Origin of the sequence: Diaphorobacter sp. C33, from assembly GCF_030503915.1 — a bacterium.
GTDB classification, from domain to species: Bacteria; Pseudomonadota; Gammaproteobacteria; order Burkholderiales; family Burkholderiaceae_C; genus Diaphorobacter; species Diaphorobacter nitroreducens.
Genome location: NZ_CP129980.1, coordinates 83,155 through 98,798 on the forward strand (window position 1 = coordinate 83,155; position 15,644 = coordinate 98,798).

The 15,644-nt window shown below is 62.6% G+C and carries 15 protein-coding genes and 1 tRNA gene; 8 read left to right on the plus strand and 8 right to left on the minus strand.

Annotation, left to right across the window (positions count from 1 at the left end):
• Nucleotides 1–35: 35 nt before the first annotated feature.
• The 4 genes from secA (at nucleotide 36) to QY917_RS00435 (ending at nucleotide 5,495) form a co-directional block, all read left to right on the plus strand.
• A complete protein-coding gene (gene secA / locus QY917_RS00420) occupies nucleotides 36–2,789 on the plus strand; it encodes a preprotein translocase subunit SecA (RefSeq protein ID WP_123675052.1) in 2,754 nt (917 codons plus the stop codon).
• 100 nt (nucleotides 2,790–2,889) lie between these two features.
• Nucleotides 2,890–4,119, plus strand: coding sequence for a bifunctional glutamate N-acetyltransferase/amino-acid acetyltransferase ArgJ (gene argJ, locus QY917_RS00425; RefSeq protein ID WP_123675053.1), 1,230 nt, complete (start codon nucleotides 2,890–2,892; stop codon nucleotides 4,117–4,119).
• 54 nt (nucleotides 4,120–4,173) lie between these two features.
• Entirely contained in the window at nucleotides 4,174–5,052 is an 879-nt protein-coding gene (locus tag QY917_RS00430) for an ATP-binding protein (RefSeq protein ID WP_012655745.1), read from the plus strand.
• Nucleotides 5,049–5,495, plus strand: a complete 447-nt coding sequence (locus tag QY917_RS00435; RefSeq protein ID WP_011804248.1) for an NUDIX domain-containing protein — start codon at nucleotides 5,049–5,051, stop codon at nucleotides 5,493–5,495. Before QY917_RS00430 ends, QY917_RS00435 begins: the two co-directional genes overlap by 4 nt.
• 68 nt (nucleotides 5,496–5,563) lie before the next feature.
• On the opposite strand, the gene QY917_RS00440 is transcribed toward QY917_RS00435, so the two are convergent.
• From QY917_RS00440 to QY917_RS00475, 8 genes are all read right to left on the minus strand, one after another.
• Complete coding sequence (locus tag QY917_RS00440; RefSeq protein WP_011804249.1) at nucleotides 5,564–5,794, minus strand: DNA gyrase inhibitor YacG; 231 nt, start codon at nucleotides 5,792–5,794, stop codon at nucleotides 5,564–5,566.
• 6 nt (nucleotides 5,795–5,800) lie between these two features.
• A complete protein-coding gene (gene zapD, locus QY917_RS00445; RefSeq protein WP_011804250.1) occupies nucleotides 5,801–6,556 on the minus strand; it encodes a cell division protein ZapD in 756 nt (251 codons plus the stop codon).
• Nucleotides 6,557–6,646: 90 nt separating this feature from the next.
• The gene (gene coaE, locus QY917_RS00450) at nucleotides 6,647–7,240 is read right to left on the minus strand and encodes a dephospho-CoA kinase (RefSeq protein WP_287805412.1); all 594 of its coding nucleotides are present in this window, start codon (nucleotides 7,238–7,240) and stop codon (nucleotides 6,647–6,649) included.
• 31 nt (nucleotides 7,241–7,271) lie between these two features.
• Entirely contained in the window at nucleotides 7,272–8,153 is an 882-nt protein-coding gene (locus QY917_RS00455) for an A24 family peptidase (RefSeq protein ID WP_123675055.1), read from the minus strand.
• Entirely contained in the window at nucleotides 8,153–9,370 is a 1,218-nt protein-coding gene (locus QY917_RS00460; protein WP_012655750.1) for a type II secretion system F family protein, read from the minus strand. Before QY917_RS00460 ends, QY917_RS00455 begins: the two co-directional genes overlap by 1 nt.
• 19 nt (nucleotides 9,371–9,389) lie before the next feature.
• Complete coding sequence (gene pilB, locus QY917_RS00465) at nucleotides 9,390–11,123, minus strand: type IV-A pilus assembly ATPase PilB (RefSeq protein WP_012655751.1); 1,734 nt, start codon at nucleotides 11,121–11,123, stop codon at nucleotides 9,390–9,392.
• A gap of 238 nt (nucleotides 11,124–11,361) precedes the next feature.
• A tRNA-Pro gene (locus QY917_RS00470) sits at nucleotides 11,362–11,438 on the minus strand.
• 21 nt (nucleotides 11,439–11,459) lie between these two features.
• Complete coding sequence (locus QY917_RS00475; protein ID WP_302078178.1) at nucleotides 11,460–12,443, minus strand: polyprenyl synthetase family protein; 984 nt, start codon at nucleotides 12,441–12,443, stop codon at nucleotides 11,460–11,462.
• A gap of 169 nt (nucleotides 12,444–12,612) precedes the next feature.
• Here QY917_RS00475 and rplU point away from each other — a divergent pair, with 169 nt between their 5' ends.
• From rplU to proB, 4 genes are all read left to right on the plus strand, one after another.
• A complete protein-coding gene (gene rplU / locus QY917_RS00480) occupies nucleotides 12,613–12,924 on the plus strand; it encodes a 50S ribosomal protein L21 (protein ID WP_012655753.1) in 312 nt (103 codons plus the stop codon).
• Nucleotides 12,925–12,941: 17 nt separating this feature from the next.
• Complete coding sequence (gene rpmA, locus QY917_RS00485; protein ID WP_011804286.1) at nucleotides 12,942–13,199, plus strand: 50S ribosomal protein L27; 258 nt, start codon at nucleotides 12,942–12,944, stop codon at nucleotides 13,197–13,199.
• Nucleotides 13,200–13,345: 146 nt separating this feature from the next.
• Nucleotides 13,346–14,419 carry an Obg family GTPase CgtA gene (gene cgtA / locus QY917_RS00490; protein WP_012655754.1) on the plus strand — a complete coding sequence of 358 codons (1,074 nt, stop codon included), beginning with the start codon at nucleotides 13,346–13,348 and terminating at the stop codon, nucleotides 14,417–14,419.
• Between the two features lie 73 nt (nucleotides 14,420–14,492).
• Nucleotides 14,493–15,635, plus strand: a complete 1,143-nt coding sequence (gene proB / locus QY917_RS00495; protein ID WP_012655755.1) for a glutamate 5-kinase — start codon at nucleotides 14,493–14,495, stop codon at nucleotides 15,633–15,635.
• Nucleotides 15,636–15,644 lie beyond the last annotated feature (9 nt).

Sequence of the window (15,644 nt, forward strand, 5' to 3'; positions counted from 1 at the left end):
TGCCGCTCGTTGGCGTGTAGTGCGGTCGTGTTCGCATGGCCACCAACTTCCTCACCAAAATATTCGGCAGTCGCAATGACCGCCTGCTCAAGCAGTATCGCAAGACGGTTGCTCGCATCAATGCGATGGAGCCCGACTATGAGAAGCTGAGTGACGAGGCGCTGCGGGGCAAGACGCAGGAATTCAAGGATCGCATTGCACAGGGCGAATCGTTGGACGCTCTGCTACCCGAAGCCTTTGCCGTGGTGCGCGAGGGTTCCAAGCGCATCATGAAAATGCGCCACTTCGACGTGCAGCTGGTGGGTGGCATGGCGTTGCATTACGGCAAGATCGCCGAGATGCGCACGGGCGAGGGCAAGACGCTGACGGCCACGCTGCCCGTTTACCTGAACGCCCTGTCGGGCCAGGGCGTGCACGTGGTGACAGTGAACGACTATCTTGCGGGCCGTGACGCCCAATGGATGGGGCGGCTGTACAACTTCCTGGGCCTCACAGTGGGTATCAACCTGCCTCAAATGCCCCGCGAAGAAAAGCAGGCCGCCTACCAGGCGGACATCACCTACGGAACGAACAACGAGTACGGGTTTGACTACCTGCGCGACAACATGGTGTACGACGCGCGCGAGCGTGTGCAGCGTGGCCTGAACTACGCCATCGTCGATGAGGTGGACTCCATCCTGATCGATGAGGCGCGTACCCCCCTGATCATCAGCGGCCAGGCAGAGGACCACACGGCGCTGTATGTGGCCATGAACAAGGTGGTGCCCCTGCTGGTGCGCCAGGAAGGTGAGGCCGACCCGCGTACGGGCGAGGGCGTGACCAAACCGGGGGATTTCACCCTCGACGAAAAGACGCACCAGGTGTTCCTGACGGAGCAGGGCCACGAGAATGCAGAGCGCATCCTGGCCAGCCAGGGGCTGATTCCGGAAGGGGCGTCGCTCTACGATCCGGCCAACATCACGCTGGTGCATCACTTGTACGCGGCGCTGCGCGCCAACCATCTCTACCACCGCGACCAGCACTACGTCGTGCAGAACGGCGAGATCGTGATCGTGGACGAGTTCACGGGCCGCCTGATGGCCGGCCGCCGCTGGAGCGAAGGCCTGCACCAGGCCGTCGAAGCCAAGGAAGGCGTGAACATCCAGGCCGAGAACCAGACGCTGGCCTCCATCACCTTCCAGAACTACTTCCGTCTCTATAACAAGCTCTCGGGCATGACCGGTACGGCCGATACCGAGGCCTATGAGTTCCAGGAAATCTACGGCCTGGAAACCGTGGTGATCCCGCCCAACCGGCCCAGCAAGCGCGACGACCAGCTCGACCGCGTGTACAAGACGACGCGCGAGAAGTACGAGGCGGCTATTGCCGACATCCGCGAATGCCACGAGCGTGGCCAGCCGGTGCTGGTGGGCACCACTTCCATCGAGAACTCGGAAATCATCGACGAGTTGCTGAACAAGGCAGGCCTGCCGCACCAGGTACTCAACGCCAAGCAGCACGCGCGCGAGGCCGATATCGTGGCTCAGGCGGGACGCCCCGGCATGATCACCATCGCCACCAATATGGCGGGCCGCGGTACCGACATCGTTCTGGGCGGCAACGTGGAAAAGGCGATCGCCGCGCTGGAGGCCGATGAGTCGCTGTCAGAAGCCGAGCGAGCCGCGCGTGTGCAGGAACTGCGCGCGCAGTGGAAGCTCGACCACGAGAAGGTGACGGCACTCGGCGGCCTGCGTATCATCGCGACCGAGCGCCATGAGTCCCGCCGTATCGACAACCAGCTGCGCGGCCGCTCAGGCCGTCAGGGCGACCCGGGCTCTTCGCGCTTTTATCTGAGCCTGGATGACCAATTGATGCGCATCTTCGCGGGCGACCGCGTCAAGGCCATCATGGACCGGTTGAAGATGCCCGACGGCGAAGCGATCGAGGCGGGCATCGTCACGCGCAGCATCGAGTCGGCGCAGCGCAAGGTTGAGGCGCGCAACTTCGACATCCGTAAACAGCTGCTGGAGTACGACGACGTCGCCAACGACCAGCGCAAGGTGATCTACCAGCAGCGCAACGAGATCCTGGACGCCCCCGACCTCGGCGTGTTGATCGACGCCATGCGCGACGATTGCCTGGCCGACGTGGTGCGCCAGTACGTGCCTGCCGAGTCCGTAGAAGAACAGTGGGACCTCGCAGGCCTGGAAAAGGCGCTGGCCAGCGACTGGCAAGTGTCGTTGGCGCTGCAGAAAGAGGTGGAAGGCTCGGACGCCATCACCGACGAAGAGATTCTGGAGAAGGTGCAGCAGGCCGCCCGAGAGGCCTTCCAGGCCAAGGTGGGGCAGGTGGGCGCGGAGAACTTCACGCAGTTCGAGCGCATGGTGCTGCTGCAGAGCTTCGACACCAACTGGCGCGATCACCTCTCCGCGCTGGATTATTTGCGCCAGGGCATCCACCTGCGCGGCTATGCGCAGAAGCAGCCCAAGCAGGAATACAAGCGCGAGGCGTTCGAGCTCTTCCGCCAGCTGATCGACCAGGTCAAGAACGAAGTCACGCGCCTCATGATGACCGTGCAGGTGCAATCCAGCGCCCAACTGGACGAGGCCACGCAGGCCATGGAAGACCGGGGTGAGGGCATCAGCAACGTTACCTACAGCTCGCCCACCGAGACCGGCGAAGTGGAGACGGTGGCCGATGCCGCCACCGCCGCGCAGCCTGCCGCCGCCGGCGTGCGCGTGGGCCGCAACGACCCCTGCCCCTGCGGCAGCGGTAAAAAGTACAAGCAGTGCCACGGCAAACTGGCGTGATGCCGGCACAATGAAGAACACGGGCTGCGGCCCGTGTTCGCACTTTGGCAGTGCCTTTTCTCCTGTTTCCCCGACGTCTCTTTCTGAAGGAATACGACGCATGCCCGTGAATCTCTCCGCTCCTCTTGCATCGGATTTGCACCCCGTGGCCGGTGTGCGCATCGGCGTGACCGAAGCCGGTGTGCGCAAGGCGCAGCGCAAAGACCTGACCGTGTTCCTGCTGGACGAAGGCACCACCGTCGCGGGCGTGTTCACGCAGAACCGTTTCTGCGCCGCGCCGGTACAGGTGTGCCGTGAGCACCTGGACGGCGGCCAGGCGATTCGCGCCATGGTGGTGAACACGGGCAACGCCAACGCCGGTACGGGCGCGGACGGCCTCGCGCGTGCGCGCGCCACCTGCGAGGCACTAGCCGGCCACCTGGGTCTGGCGGCGAGCCAGGTGCTGCCGTTTTCCACCGGCGTCATCATGGAGCCGCTGCCGCACGAGCGCATTGCAGCCGCGCTGCCCGCCGCGCTGGCCGATGCACAGCCCGGCCACTGGGCGCGCGCGGCCGAAGGCATCATGACCACCGACACGCTGCCCAAGGCGTTCAGCACGCAGGTGCAGTTGGGCGGTGCAACAGTGACCATTACCGGCATCTCCAAGGGCGCGGGCATGATCCGCCCCAACATGGCGACCATGTTGGGCTTCCTGGCCACGGATGCCTGCATCGCGCCCGAGTTGCTACGCCCGCTCGTGCGCGAGCTGGCGGACCAGTCCTTCAACCGCGTGACCATCGACGGCGACACCAGCACCAACGACTCGTTCGTGCTGATGGCCACGCACAAGGCGCGGCACGCGCCCATCACCTCGCTCGACAGCGCCGAGGGCCGTGTGCTCAAGACCGCATTGCTGGAAGTGGCGCAAAAGCTGGCACAGGCCATCGTGCGCGATGGAGAGGGTGCGACCAAGTTCATCACGGTGCGCGTAGAGGGCGGCCAGACAGGCGAAGAGTGCCGGCAGGTGGCCTATGCCATCGCGCATTCGCCGCTGGTCAAGACGGCCTTCTTTGCCAGCGACCCGAACCTGGGCCGCATCCTGGCGGCCGTGGGCTACGCAGGCATTGCGGACCTGGACCAGACCAAGATCGACCTGTTTCTGGACGACGTGCATGTGGCCGTGCAGGGCGGGCGCAATCCGGCCTACCGCGAGGAAGACGGCCAGCGCGTGATGAAGCAAAGCGAGATCACCGTGCGCGTGGTGCTGGGCCGCGGTGCGGCGGTGGACACGGTGTGGACCTGCGACCTGAGCCACGACTACGTGACCATCAACGCGGATTACCGCTCTTGAATGCTTTCCTTTTGATAGCTGTCTGCGCTTGCTAGATAAGCGCTAGAGCCGAAAATGACTGATAAATTCGACCAGCTGATCGCGCGTGCGGAGCAGCTCATCTCCCGTATCGAGGCGGTCTTGCCGCAGCCATTGTCGGCGCCGGACTGGGCGGCCTCCATCGCCTGGCGTTACCGCAAACGCAGCGGCGGCCATGGTGTGCTGGAGCCGGTGCGCCATGTGGCCGCCATGCAGCTGTCCGATCTCAAGGAGATCGATGCGCAGAAAGAAAAGATCCAGCGCAACACCCAGCAGTTCGTCGAAGGCAAGCCCGCCAACAACGTGCTGCTGACCGGTGCGCGCGGCACGGGCAAGTCCTCGCTCATCAAGGCATGCCTGAACAGCTATGCACCCCAGGGCCTGCGTCTGATCGAGGTGGACAAGGCGGACCTGACGGATCTGCCCGACATTGTGGACGTGGTCTCCGGCCGGCCCGAGAAGTTCATCGTTTACTGCGATGACTTGAGCTTTGAAGATGGAGAGGCCGGGTACAAGGCCCTTAAGTCGATCCTGGACGGCTCGGTCGCCGCGGCCACGCCCAATGTGCTGGTGTATGCCACCAGCAACCGGCGCCATCTGCTCCCTGAATACATGAAGGAGAACCTGGGCTACACCCACACCGACGATGGCGAGGTCCATCCGGGCGAGGCGGTGGAGGAAAAAATCTCCCTGTCCGAGCGCTTCGGCCTGTGGGTGAGCTTCTACCCGTTCAGCCAGGACGAGTACCTGGCCATCGTGGCGCAGTGGCTGGCTGCGCTGGGCGTGCCCGCCCAAGCTATCGAGGCCGCGCGCCCGCAGGCGCTGGTGTGGGCGCTGGAGCGCGGCTCGCGCAGCGGCCGCGTGGCCTATCAATTTGCACGGGATTTCGCAGGACGGCAGGGCGAGGGCGCATGAGCGAATCGACCAGCACGCCACAGCGCAAGCACACCGAGGTCGCCGTGGGCATTCTGCTGCGGGAGGACGGGGCGATGCTGCTGTCCACTCGCCCCCCGGGCAAGCCCTATGCGGGCTACTGGGAGTTCCCGGGCGGCAAGATCGAAGCCGGGGAAACAGTGGAGCAGGCGCTGCGCCGCGAACTCATCGAGGAACTGGGCGTGACCATCGGCCCGGTGGAGGCCTGGAAGGTGACCGAGCATGACTACCCGCATGCCCTCGTGCGCCTGCACTGGTGCAAGGTGCGCGAATGGAGCGGTGCGTTCGAAATGCGCGAGGGCCAGACCATGGCCTGGCAGCACTGGCCGCTGCAGGTCAAGCCGGTGCTGCCGGGCGCCTACCCCGTGCTGCAGTGGCTGGCCGAGGAGCGTGGCGAGGTGTTCGACGCTTCGCTGCTGGCGTGAGATGTTGCTTCAAAATACATAGCTGCTTGCGCTTGCTGGATAAGCGCTAGCAGCCTTTTCTTCAAATATCACGGCTGGCGCTTGGGATCGCCGAACTCCGCATCCTCCGGCGGCGCCTCGGCCGGCATGCGGAAATCTTCGGCTGCCCAGGCCCCCAGATCGATCTGCTTGCAGCGTTCGCTGCAAAACGGGCGGAAGCGGTTGGCCGGGCTGTACAGGCTCGGGCCGCCGCAGGTCGGGCAAGGCACTCGCTTGCCTTGGGGCGCAGGTGTGTCGGAGCGGGAGGGTGTGCCGGTCATGTCGGGTCAGGCGCACAGGGTCAGTTCAAATGCCGCGTCCTCGGTGCTGGGAACCAGGCGGCCGCCTTCTTCCTGGCGCATCAGCCGCACCGAAACGATGAGGCGGTTGCCGCTGATCTCCGGGATGAGTTGCAGTGCAGGGTCGATTGCCAAGCGCAGCAGCTGGAAGGTGCGGCCCTGGGGCAGGTTCTGCTGGAACTGCCCGCGCTCGGCCGCCACTTTCTGCGGCAGCCCCGAATCACGCAGCAGGCGCAGCAGCACGTAGACGGACTCTGCCAACGGCCCCAGCGTGGCGGCCCAGTGGTGCAGGTCGTGCTGGCGGTCCTGGGGCGGACGGTGCTGCCACGCGTAGTAGGCGGGCAGATCAAAGCCGCAGGTGCCCCCGGGGATGCCCACGCGGCTGCGAATGCTCATGAGCCAATCGTTCTCGGTCAACGCCTGGCCGGCCTTGCCGTTTTGCGCGTTGAGTGCGGCAAAGCACTGGTCGAGCTGGGCGATCACGCCGTCCAGGGCTTCCTCGGAGATGGAGGGGTTGCCGCGATAGGCATCCAGCTGGTGCTTGTGCTTTTCCAGATCCTTGAGCACGTCGGCTTTGAGATCTGCGCGGGCCGCCACGTCCATGACCTCGAACATGGTCACGAGGGCATAGTGATGGTCCAGGGGATGCGGGCGCGCGATGAGCTCGCCCAGCCGGCGAAACAGCTGCTCAAGCCGCAGATAGGTTCTCAGGCGTTCGTTGAAAGGGTATTCGTAAAGGATCACGCTACGGGGTTCCTGAGTGCGCACGGTGTGGGGCGGGGTGCGAGCGCTGCGCTGCGGCAGACCATTGCACACCACGCCGGTGCGAGCACATCATAGCCCGAAGAATACGGCGATCTCGCGTGCCTTTGTTTGCAAATCTGACAGCGCCAACCCGTCGTTGTAGACCACCAGGTCGGCGGCCGCGCGGCGCGTGGCGCGTGGGCTCTGTGTGGCCATGATGGCGCGCACGGCATCGGCGGTCAGACCGCTGCGCATCTGCACACGCTGAATCTGCGTCTCCTCCCGGCAGTCCACGACCAGGACGGCGTCCAGCTGCCGGGCCCAACGGGGCGACTCCGTCAGCAGCGGAATGTCGAACACGATGAGTGCGTGGCCCGCGTGGTGCGCCTGTGCCGCAGCGTGTGCGATCTCGCGTCCCACGAAGGGGTGAACGATGGCTTCCAGGCGCTGCTTCGCCGTGGGATCGCTGAAAACGAGGGTGCGCATGCGTGCCCGGTCCAGCGCGCCGTCGGTGATGTAGTCGGGCCCGAACTCGTCGCGCAGGGCCGCGATGGCGGCGCCTTCCGCCTCGGTCACCGAGCGGGCGATGGCATCGGCGTCGATCAGTGCCGCGCCGTTCTGTCGCAACATGCCGGCCACCGTGCTTTTGCCGCTGCCGATGCCGCCCGTCACGCCCAGTTTCACCGAGCGGGGACCGGCCTGCCCAGAGCCCACCTTAGAGCCCCAGCACGGAAAAGACGGCCTGCATGATGCGCCCGGGGCCCCACAGCATGGCGGCCATGCCTCCTCCCACCAGGAACGGGCCGAAGGGGACGTACTTGCCTTCGCGCAGGGTGCTGGCCAGCTTCATGGCGATGCCGACGATGGCGCCGATGACCGAGGCCAGCAGGATGATCGGCACGAGCGCCTGCCAGCCAAACCAGGCGCCCAGTGCGGCAAACAGTTTGAAGTCGCCATAGCCCATGCCCTCCTTGCCTGTGGCCAGCTTGAATCCCCAGTACACGGACCAGAGGGATAGGTAGCCCGCTGCGGCGCCGATGACGGCATCCACGGGCTGCACTTCAATCCAGCGCAAGACGGCCGCAAGCAGGCCCGCCCACAGCAACGGCAACGTGATGTCGTCGGGTAGAAGCGTGGTGTCCCAGTCGATGCATGCCAGCGTGACCAGCGCGGCCGAGAAACCGCACCACGCGGCGGTCGTGAGGCTCCAGCCCCAGCGGAGCGCGCATGCATAGAACAAGGCACCCGTCGCCAGCTCTACCAGCGGATACCGGGGGCTGATGCGCGTGCCGCAACCCGCGCACCGGCCTCGCAGGGCTAAATAGCTCAGGACCGGAATGTTCTCGTACCAGCGGATCGCGTGGCCGCAGGAGGGGCAGCGTGAACGCGGCTTGGACAGGCTGAGGGGCTCGTTGTCGGCCTCAGGAAGCGCCGCCGAGGAAAGCAGCCCTACATCCTGCCCGTACTGCCGGCATTCTGCGGCCCATTGCCATTCCATCATGCGCGGAAGGCGATGGATCACGACGTTGAGAAAGCTTCCGATCAGCATCCCCAGGACGCCCACCAGCACGGCGTCCACTGCTAGCGAGCCTGACATCAAACCACTTGCCCGAGCTTGAAGATCGGAAGGTACATGGACACCACGATGCCACCGATCAGCGTGCCCAGGAACACGATGATGATGGGCTCCATCAGGCTGGACAGGCCGGCCACCATTTCATCCACTTCGGCTTCATAGAAGTCGGCGGCCTTGCCCAGCATGTGGTCGATGGAGCCGGATTCCTCGCCGATCGCACACATCTGCAGCACCATGGAGGGGAATACGTTGGCATTCCCCATGGCGGCCGTCAGGCTGGTACCTGTGGAGACTTCCTGCTGAATTTTCTCCGTCGCGATGGCGTAGACCGAGTTGCCCGATGCACCAGCCACCGAGTCCAGTGCCTCCACCAATGGCACACCGGCAGCGAACATGGTCGACAGGGTGCGGGTCCAACGGGCAACGCAGGACTTGTCGATCAATGCACCGAAGATGGGCATTTTCAACAGGAAACGGTCCATGAAACGCTGCATTTTCTCGCTGCGCTTCCAGGCCTGCATGAAGAAGTAGAACCCCCCGCCGATGACGCCGAATATCAGCCACCAGTAAGCCACGAAGAACTCGCTGATGGCCATCACGAACAAGGTGGGGGCGGGCAGGTCGGCACCGAAGGAGGTGAAAACCTCTTTGAACGCGGGAATCACGAAAATCATGATGATCGTCACCACGACAAACGCAACGATGATCACTGAGATTGGATACATCAGCGCCGACCGGATCTTGGATTTGATGGCCTCGGTCTTCTCCATGTACAGGGCCAGCCGGTCGAGCAACGCTTCCAGAATACCGGCGGCTTCGCCGGCCTCTACGAGGTTGCAGTAAAGGCTGTCGAAGTACATCGGATATTTACGGAATGCGGCATTCAGGGACGTTCCTGTCTCCACATCGCCGCGGATATCGTTGAGCAGCTTGGTCACACTGGGATTGGTATTACCCCGCCCCACGATATCAAATGCCTGAAGCAGTGGAACGCCGGCCTTCATCATCGTGGCCATCTGGCGCGTGAACAGCGCGATGTCTTTGGGCTTGATCTTTTTGCCCGCGCTCATCCGGCGCTTCTTGATCTTGGTTGGCAGAACGCCCTGCCGCCGCAGCGTCGCCTTGACCTGGTTCTCTCCCGCGGCGCGTACTTCGCCGCGCACGATCTTGCCGCTACGATCCTTGCCCTCCCACTCGAAGACAAAGTCCTTGATGCCCCTCGATGCAACGGTCGCCATTGTTTTCTCTCTCGATTGTTTATTCGTTGGTGACAGCCAAGACCTCTTCCAAGGAGGTCAATCCCATTTTTGCCTTGTGAAGCCCGGATTCACGCAGAGAACGGACGCCTTCCAGGCGTGCCTGTTCGGCGATTTCCAGTGCGCTTCCATCGCGCAGGATGATGCGCTGGATTTCTTCGGACACCGGCATGACCTGGTAAATGCCCACGCGCCCCTTGTATCCGTTATTGCAGGCGGAGCAGCCCACCGGTCGGTAGGTGACCCATGAGCCGTCGATCTCCTCGTCCCGGTAGCCGGCCTCCAGCAGCGTCTCATGCGGAATGTCCACGGGCGCCTTGCAATTGGGGCACAAGCGACGCGCCAGTCGCTGCGCCGTAATAAGAATCACGCTGGACGCGATATTGAAGGGCGCGATGCCCATATTGCGCATGCGCGTCAATGTCGTGGGGGCGTCATTGGTGTGCAGAGTAGAGAGCACCAAGTGACCCGTCTGCGCGGCTTTGATTGAAATGTCTGCGGTTTCCAGATCCCGGATTTCACCCACCATGATGATGTCCGGATCTTGGCGAAGGAATGACTTGAGCGCGACGGCAAACGTGAGGCCGGCTTTCTCATTGACGTTGACTTGGTTCACGCCCGGGAGATTGATTTCCGAGGGGTCCTCAGCGGTCGCAATATTGACGCCGGGCTTGTTCAACAAATTGAGACATGTGTAGAGCGACACGGTCTTCCCGGAGCCCGTGGGTCCGGTCACCAGGATCATTCCATAAGGGCGGTTGATGGCCTGCAGTAAACGCTCCTTTTCCTCGGGCTCATATCCCAGTGCGTCAATACCCAGCTTGGCGCTGCTCGGATCGAGAATACGGATCACGATCTTCTCGCCAAAGAGCGTAGGCAGGGTGCTGACGCGGAAATCGATAACCCGGTCCGGCCCAACCTTGAGCTTCATGCGGCCATCCTGGGGCACGCGTTTTTCCGAAATATCCAGACGGGAGATCACCTTGATGCGCGAGGCCAGCTTCTCCTTGATGGCAATTGGCGGCGATGCGATTTCGCGCAATTCACCATCTATGCGGAAGCGGACGCGGTAATGGTGCTCGTAGGGCTCAAAATGCAGATCGGATGCACGCATATTGAAGGCATCCAGCAGCATCTTGTGCAGAAATTTGACAACGGGAGCATCCTCGACTTCCGCGGGATTGTCGGCATCCTCGTCCGGAGCTTCATCAACGGGAATATCGCCGAACTCAAAATCATTACTACTGTTAATGCCGTCGAGCGTTTCTGTACCGCTCTTTGTGCTCGCCTCAATCAAGCGGAGCAGTTTGTCATATTCCGCGATGATCCAGTCCACCCCCATTTGTGTGGTGAACTTGATCTTTTCTGCGGCCTCTTGAAATGTCGGATCCGCGGTGGCGACTATGAGCCGGTTATTGCGCTTACTGAGAGCGATGACTTTATAGGACTGGCACAGTTTGACGTCCAACAGATCTTTGGGGATGCGCTGCCGGTCGATCGCATCGACATCTAGCAAGGGGGCACCAAATACGGTGGATACCGTATGGGCTAGATCACTTGGCGTGATGATTTTCGATTCCGTGAGCTCTGCAATAAAGCTACTGCGGCTATTTTGTGACTTTTTGTAAATCTCTTCCGCCGCTTTTTGATCCAATTTGCCCACAGACATCAACGCGCGCGCCAGTCCGGGTAAGGCAATGGGTTGAGCTTCTTTCTGTGTGTCGATAGCAGCCATGTAACTAGCGGATTCTTATGGAAGGAAGGGAAACTCTTCAATCATCGCCGATCGCCCAAGGTGTGTACAGGCTTAATGGCGCAAGCGTTGTGTGAGTGACATTTGCCCCAGCCGGCGGCTCAAGGGCAGCATGGGCTCTGCGAGGGCAACCGCATTAAAGATCTGCGGTTCCTTGGCACCCGCGCGGCGTCCAGATGCAAAAAAGCCCCGCGATGCAGGGCTTGGGCATGAAAATAACTGGTCGGGGTGAGAGGATTCGAACCTCCGGCCTCTACGTCCCGAACGTAGCGCTCTACCAGGCTAAGCTACACCCCGATTCTGCCGCGATCGCCGATGCTAAGTTCGACGCTCCAACAGCTGAGCCGCCAATTGTAGCAAACCTTTGGAGTGCGGATTGATTGGTAAGTGAGCCGCTGCATCCATCGCGAGTTGTGCCTGTGTGGCGGCAGCCTGGCGCGTGGCATCCAAGGCGCCGGTCTTTTTGATAATGGAAATGACGGAAGATAGTTCGTCGGTGCTTCCCGTCTCGATGATGCTGCGCAGCAATGCTTGCTCTTGGGTATTGCCTCGCTGCATAGCGATGATCAGCGGCAGGGTGACTTTTCCTTCCCGCAGATCGTCGCCCAGATTCTTGCCCATTTCGTGGGCATTTCCATCGTAGTCCAGCACATCGTCGATCACCTGGAACGCGGTGCCCAGAGCTTGGCCGTAGCTCGCGCAGGCGTGTTCTATTTCTGGCGGACTGGCTGCCAGAACGGCCGCGAGACGCGCGCTGGCCTCGAACAGCTTGGCTGTTTTTGAACGTATGACGTTCAGATATCCTGATTCACTCAGGGACGCGTCATGCGTATTCATGAGTTGCTGTACTTCGCCCTCGGCAATGACATTGGTCGCGTCTGCCAGGATCTCCATCACGCGCAGGCTACTGGTCTCCACCATCATTTGGAAGGCGCGCGAGTACAGGAAGTCACCCACAAGCACGCTGGCGGGATTGCCAAAATTTTCATTGGCTGTCGGTCGCCCGCGCCGCAGCGTAGATTCATCGACCACGTCGTCATGCAGCAAGGTGGCCGTGTGAATGAATTCCACTACCGCCGCCAGATTGAACCGTTGCGAACCTGTATATCCGAGGGCGCCGCTCATCAGTAGAAGCAGTGCCGGCCTCAGGCGCTTGCCGCCGGCGGAGATGATGTAACGGGCGACTTCGCCGACAAGCGGGACGGCGGATTGCAGGCGGGATGCGATGACCTTGTCCACCTCTTGCATGTCGTCGGCTATCAAGGCGAGGGTGGCGGCGGTGCTGGGGGAGTTGGCGGCCAAGGTGAGTGCAGGTGCGGAGAAGAAAGAAGGATTATAGGAAGGGTGGCGGGGCTGTCTGCCTGCGAGAAGCACAGGAGGCTGCTGCCTCTAGGCGGAGTTGACGACTCATGCTAGAATCGCCGGCTCTGCGGAAGTCCGTCCGTAGAACTCCAACTCAGATGAGGTTTACATGTACGCGGTCATAAAAACCGGTGGCAAGCAGTATCGCGTTGCTGCCGGCGAAAAAATCAAAGTAGAACAGATTGCTGCGGAAGTAGGCCAGGAGATCGTGATTGACCAAGTTCTGGCTGTCGGCAACGGCGCTGAACTCAAGGTTGGCACGCCCCTGGTGTCCGGCGCAACGGTGAAGGCCACGGTCGTGGCTCATGGCAAGCACGACAAAGTGCGCATTTTCAAGATGCGTCGTCGCAAGCACTATCAGAAACGTCAAGGCCATCGTCAGCAGTTCACCGAACTGCAGATCCAGGCGATTGCTGCTTAAATCAGGGAGCTGATCTCATGGCACAGAAAAAAGGCGGCGGCTCTACGCGAAACGGGCGCGACTCCAAGCCCAAAATGCTCGGCGTGAAGGCTTACGGTGGTGAGCTGATCAGCGCGGGTTCCATCATCGTGCGTCAGCGTGGCACGCGCATCCATCCTGGCGTGAACGTCGGCGTGGGCAAGGACCACACGCTGTTTGCCCTGGTGGATGGCCACGTGTCGTTCGGCACGAAGGGCGCTCTGTCCAAGCACACGGTCAGCGTGACGCCTGCTTAAGGCCCTTCGCCGCTGAAGCGACAACAAAGCCCCGACCCGTCGGGGCTTTGTTGTTTTCAGCGCCTGGCGCAGCCGCGCGCATGCGTGATGGCGCCCTTTTGCGCACCCTCCGGCGCCCAGGTGCGCTTTTTGTAAACTGGATACCCATGAAGTTCGTCGACGAAGCCTTTATTGACGTAGCCGCCGGTGACGGTGGCAACGGCTGTGTCTCGTTCCGGCACGAGAAATATAAGGAGTTCGGGGGGCCCGACGGTGGAGACGGCGGGCGTGGGGGGCACGTGTTCGCCGTGGCGGATCCCAATCTCAATACGTTGGTGGACTTCCGTTATTCACGCCGGCACGAGGCCAAGCGCGGTGAGCATGGCAAGGGTTCCGACATGTTCGGTGCCGCGGGTTCCGATATCACGCTCAAGATGCCCGTGGGCACCATCATCAGCGATGCCGACACGGGCGAGGTGCTGTTCGAACTGTTGACGCCGGGCGAGGTCATCACCATCGCCAAGGGCGGCGACGGTGGTTTTGGCAACATGCGTTTCAAGAGCGCGATCAACCGTGCGCCGCGGCAAAAGACGCCCGGCTGGCCCGGCGAGCGTCGCAACCTCAAGCTGGAGCTGAAGGTGCTGGCCGATGTGGGCCTGCTGGGCATGCCGAACGCCGGTAAGTCCACTTTCATTGCGGCGGTGTCGAACGCGCGACCCAAGATTGCCGACTACCCTTTCACGACGTTGCACCCCAACCTGGGCGTAGTACGCGTGGGGCCGGAGCAGAGCTTCGTCGTCGCCGACATTCCCGGCCTGATCGAAGGCGCCTCCGAGGGCGCTGGCCTGGGGCACCAGTTCCTGCGCCACCTGCAGCGCACACGGCTGCTGCTGCACGTGGTGGACCTGGCACCCTTCGACGAAGCGGTGGACCCGGTGGCCCAGGCCAAGGCCATCGTGGGCGAACTGAAGAAATACGATGCCGGACTGTATGAAAAGCCCCGCTGGCTGGTCCTCAACAAGCTGGACATGGTGCCATCCGAAGAGCGCGCTGCGCGGGTGAAGGACTTCGTGAAGCGCTTCAAATGGAAGGGCCCCGTGTTCGAAATCTCCGCGCTGACGCGCGAAGGCTGCGAGCCCCTGGTGCAGTCCATCTTCCAGCACGTGCACGCCCAGCAGCTGGCGCAGAATGCGCCGGCTGAGGTGGACCCGCGCTTCGCTGGTGAGCCACCGCGTGGGTGATGCGAGGATTGCTATTTAATTTATAGCTGTTGGCGCTTGACTGACAAGCGCTAAGGCCTAATTTCTTATAAAAATGGTGTCCAGTGTATTGCGCGACGCGCGTCGCATCGTGGTCAAGGTAGGGTCCAGTCTCGTCACGAATGAGGGGCGGGGACTGGATGAGGTGGCCATTGGGGAGTGGTGCCGCCAACTGGCAGCGCTGGTGCGGGGGCAGGGGGGCGAGCCGCGTGAGGTCATCATGGTCTCCAGCGGAGCGATCGCCGAAGGCATGAAGCGCCTGGGCTGGAGCAGCCGCCCCGGCGAGATCCACGAACTGCAGGCCGCTGCCGCCGTGGGACAGATGGGGCTGGCGCAGATGTACGAGACCAAGCTGCGCGAGCAATCCATGGGCAGTGCGCAGGTGCTGCTGACCCATGCCGACTTGGCGGACCGCGAGCGCTATCTGAATGCCCGCTCCACCCTGCTGACGCTGCTGCGCTTGGGCGTGGTGCCGGTGATCAATGAGAACGACACCGTAGTCACCGACGAGATCAAGTTCGGTGACAACGATACTCTGGGGGCCCTCGTCGCCAACCTCGTCGAAGCCGACGCGCTGGTGATCCTGACCGACCAGAAGGGGCTGTACACCGCCGATCCGCGGCGCGACCCGCAGGCGCAGTTCGTCCACGAGGCGCAGGCTGGCGATGCGGCGCTGGAGGCAATGGCCGGCGGCGCGGGCTCCAGTATCGGCAAGGGCGGGATGATCACCAAGATCCTCGCGGCCAAACGTGCGGCGGGCTCGGGTGCCTCCACCGTCATCGCATGGGGGCGGGAGCCGGACGTGCTGCTGCGGTTGGCCCGGGGCGAATCGATCGGCACGTTGCTCGTGGCGCAGACGCAGAAGAACCAGGCGCGCAAGCAGTGGATGGTGGACCACCTTCAACTGCGCGGCTCCGTGACGGTGGATGCCGGCGCGGCGGCCAAGCTGCGCGAAGACGGCAAGAGCCTGCTTCCGATCGGCATGGTGGCGGTGGAGGGCGACTTCGTGCGCGGCGATGTGATCGCGGTGCGCGACGCCGGCGGCACAGAGATCGCCCGCGGTCTCGCCAACTATGCGAGCGCCGAGGCGCGCCTGCTGTGCCGCAAGCCTTCCGCAGAGTTCGAGCGCCTGCTGGGGTACGCGGCCGAACCGGAGATGGTTCACCGCGACAATATGGTGGTGCTCGGCGCGCGATGACGCTTAAGA

What these genes read in the sequence shown, in the direction of transcription:
- secA (WP_123675052.1), top strand. Translation starts at nt 36, where the DNA reads ATGGCCACCAACTTCCTCACCAAAATATTCGGCAGTCGCAATGACCGC.
- argJ (WP_123675053.1), top strand. Translation starts at nt 2,890, where the DNA reads ATGCCCGTGAATCTCTCCGCTCCTCTTGCATCGGATTTGCACCCCGTG.
- QY917_RS00430 (WP_012655745.1), top strand. Translation starts at nt 4,174, where the DNA reads ATGACTGATAAATTCGACCAGCTGATCGCGCGTGCGGAGCAGCTCATC.
- QY917_RS00435 (WP_011804248.1), top strand. Translation starts at nt 5,049, where the DNA reads ATGAGCGAATCGACCAGCACGCCACAGCGCAAGCACACCGAGGTCGCC.
- QY917_RS00440 (WP_011804249.1), bottom strand. Translation starts at nt 5,794, where the DNA reads ATGACCGGCACACCCTCCCGCTCCGACACACCTGCGCCCCAAGGCAAG.
- QY917_RS00455 (WP_123675055.1), bottom strand. Translation starts at nt 8,153, where the DNA reads ATGTCAGGCTCGCTAGCAGTGGACGCCGTGCTGGTGGGCGTCCTGGGG.
- QY917_RS00460 (WP_012655750.1), bottom strand. Translation starts at nt 9,370, where the DNA reads ATGGCGACCGTTGCATCGAGGGGCATCAAGGACTTTGTCTTCGAGTGG.
- pilB (WP_012655751.1), bottom strand. Translation starts at nt 11,123, where the DNA reads ATGGCTGCTATCGACACACAGAAAGAAGCTCAACCCATTGCCTTACCC.
- rplU (WP_012655753.1), top strand. Translation starts at nt 12,613, where the DNA reads ATGTACGCGGTCATAAAAACCGGTGGCAAGCAGTATCGCGTTGCTGCC.
- rpmA (WP_011804286.1), top strand. Translation starts at nt 12,942, where the DNA reads ATGGCACAGAAAAAAGGCGGCGGCTCTACGCGAAACGGGCGCGACTCC.
- cgtA (WP_012655754.1), top strand. Translation starts at nt 13,346, where the DNA reads ATGAAGTTCGTCGACGAAGCCTTTATTGACGTAGCCGCCGGTGACGGT.
- proB (WP_012655755.1), top strand. Translation starts at nt 14,493, where the DNA reads ATGGTGTCCAGTGTATTGCGCGACGCGCGTCGCATCGTGGTCAAGGTA.